General features: G+C 33.5%; 2 protein-coding genes. Both read left to right on the top strand.

All coding sequences use genetic code 11. The features are described from left to right. Positions 1 to 191: 191 nt before the first annotated feature. Positions 192 to 1,031 carry a site-specific tyrosine recombinase/integron integrase gene (gene xerA, locus J2Z44_RS21250; RefSeq protein ID WP_021283176.1) on the top strand — a complete coding sequence of 280 codons (840 nt, stop codon included), beginning with the start codon at positions 192 to 194 and terminating at the stop codon, positions 1,029 to 1,031. Between the two features lies 1 nt (position 1,032). Continuing rightward, on the top strand, positions 1,033 to 2,217 hold the full coding sequence (locus tag J2Z44_RS21245; protein WP_021283175.1) for an IS91 family transposase: 1,185 nt from the start codon (positions 1,033 to 1,035) through the stop codon (positions 2,215 to 2,217). Positions 2,218 to 2,516 lie beyond the last annotated feature (299 nt).

Here is a 2,516-nt window from a genome sequence, read left to right as displayed (position 1 = left end):
GAACTAAACCGCTGCTCGGCGGTGGCGGATAAGGATCCAATTTTAAAATTTAGTTTAAAACTTAAGATATATTGATAGAGTGGTAGTTTCAAAGAAACTACCACTCTATTTATCATGAACACTCCTTATTATTCCCTTATATTGGCAACAATATAAGGGTCAACCACGATAAAATAAAAAGGAGTGTTAACATGTCAGAACTAAGAAACAAAATGATTATGGAGATGGAATTAAGGGGGTATAGTCCTAAAACCATTAAAAACTATATCTACCACGTTAGTGGCTTTGTGCGTTTTTACAAGAAGTCACCAAGCTTACTAGGTGAATCTGAAATACGTCAGTATTTACACTATTGTATCACAGAAAAAAAGTTAAATGAAGGTACTGTAAATGCAGGTTATAGTGCTTTGAAATTTTTATACACCAAAATTCTTAATAAACCATGGAATGTTGAGAAACTTACAAGAGTTAAAGAGCGTAGAAGATTACCTATAGTGCTATCACCCGAGGAAGTAAAGAAAATTTTTGATGCTACTGAGTATCTAAAACATAAGGCAATACTTATGACTATTTATTCCGGAGGATTAAGAGTTAGTGAGGTCTGCAATCTGAAAATAACTGATATTGATAGCAAGAATATGCAAATATTTATAAGAGAAGGAAAAGGTAAAAAAGATAGATATACTTTGCTTTCTAAAACGAATCTTGAAGTTCTTAGAGAATATTGGAAGGAATATAAACCAAAAGAGTTTTTATTTTCAGGAAGGTATCGTACCGATGCTATAAAGCCACGAAGTGTACAGAGAGTATTTGAAAAAGCTAGAAAAAAAGCAGGAGTTTCTAAACATGCAACCGTTCATACTCTAAGGCATAGCTTTGCTACGCATCTTCTAGATTCAGGTACTGATATCTGCTACATTCAAAGACTTCTAGGGCATACGAGAATATCAACCACAACTATATATCTTCATCTTAGAAGAATGGACTTACTTAGTATAAAAAGTCCTTTGGACACTTTGTTAGGTGAATAAGATGATTGAAGTTCAAGATATATTTTCACAGCATGGAGAGAAATATTTAAAAACTCATAACTTGCCACATCATGTTAGAAATGTGATTCATAACATAGTTGAGTGTAGAACCTCTCAACTAGGAGGACATGTAGAGCAGTGTGATGAATGTGGACATACAAGAATTTCTTATAATTCTTGCAGAAATAGGCATTGTCCTAAGTGTCAGACATTAGCCAAAGAAAAGTGGCTCCAAAACAGAAAGGATGATCTTTTACCAGTATCCTATTTTCATGTGGTTTTCACAATTCCGGAGGAATTAAACTATTTAACTCTAATAAATCAGAAAGAGATATATTCAATTTTGTTTAAGGCTACCTCTGAAACTCTTTTAGAGCTTTCAAAGGATATAAAATATCTCGGTGCTCATATAGGCTTTACTTCTATACTCCATACTTGGGGACAAAATCTTATGAATCATCCTCATATACATTGTGTAGTTCCCAGTGGAGGGTTATCTTTAGATGGAACTAGATGGGTAAGTTCTAAGAAGGACTTTTTTATACCAGTGAGGGTTTTATCAAGAAAGTTTCGTGGTAAGTTTCTATACTACTTGAAAAAAGAATACTACACTAATCATAAATTGAAACTTATTGGTGATGCTGAGGAATTAAGAAACAAAAGTGTCTTTCAAGCCTTTATAGATAAACTTTATAAAAAGGAATGGGTAGTTTACTGCAAACCTCCCTTTAGTAGTGCGGAGCACGTGCTAGAATACTTAGGAAGATATACACATAGAGTAGCAATTTCAAACAATAGAATTGTTGCTTTAGAGAATGGTTACGTAGTCTTTAAATGGAGAGATTACAGAGATAATAATAAACAAAAGTTTATGACTGTTACCGCAGAGGAATTTATCCGCAGGTTTCTTATGCATGTGTTACCTAGCAAGTTTGTAAAAATAAGGCATTATGGATTCTTGAGTAATCGTAATCGTGTAACAAAACTTAAAAAGTGTAAAAGGATTCTTAAAGCAAAAATTAAGAAAACTAATGAATTATCAAAATTAAGTACAGCGGAGCTGCTGTTCAAGCTTACAGGAATAGATATAAACAAATGTCCTTGTTGTGGTGGAAACATGGAGACCAAGAAAAAGTTAGATTCTAAAAGGGCTCATCCGCCCGATGAAATTTTTAAAATAGCATAAAAGTACAAAATGTGAAATAGCGCTAGCTATGGGGAGGGGGAAAGTATATCTTTATCGAAGAAAAATTGTTGATTAATATGATATTTAAGCCCTGCTTTTACCAAAAATTGTGATAAAATATATAATAAGACTACTTTAAAAGGGATAGGTTAGATTGAAACCCCATAGTGCAGGCTTCGCGGTTTCGTTCTATAATTTGTTTCGGACATTGAGCAGCGGTAGCGACTGGCATCATGAAAGTTATAATCTTATGGTGCTAGTTTTTGTTGGCTCAACATCCGAATACAAATCTATTCATA

The sequence above is a fragment of the Clostridium punense genome (genome assembly GCF_017874425.1).
GTDB lineage: Bacteria > Bacillota > Clostridia > Clostridiales > Clostridiaceae > Clostridium_J > Clostridium_J punense.
Note: the sequence above shows the minus strand (reverse complement) of the source record. Positions and strands in the feature narration are given on the sequence as shown.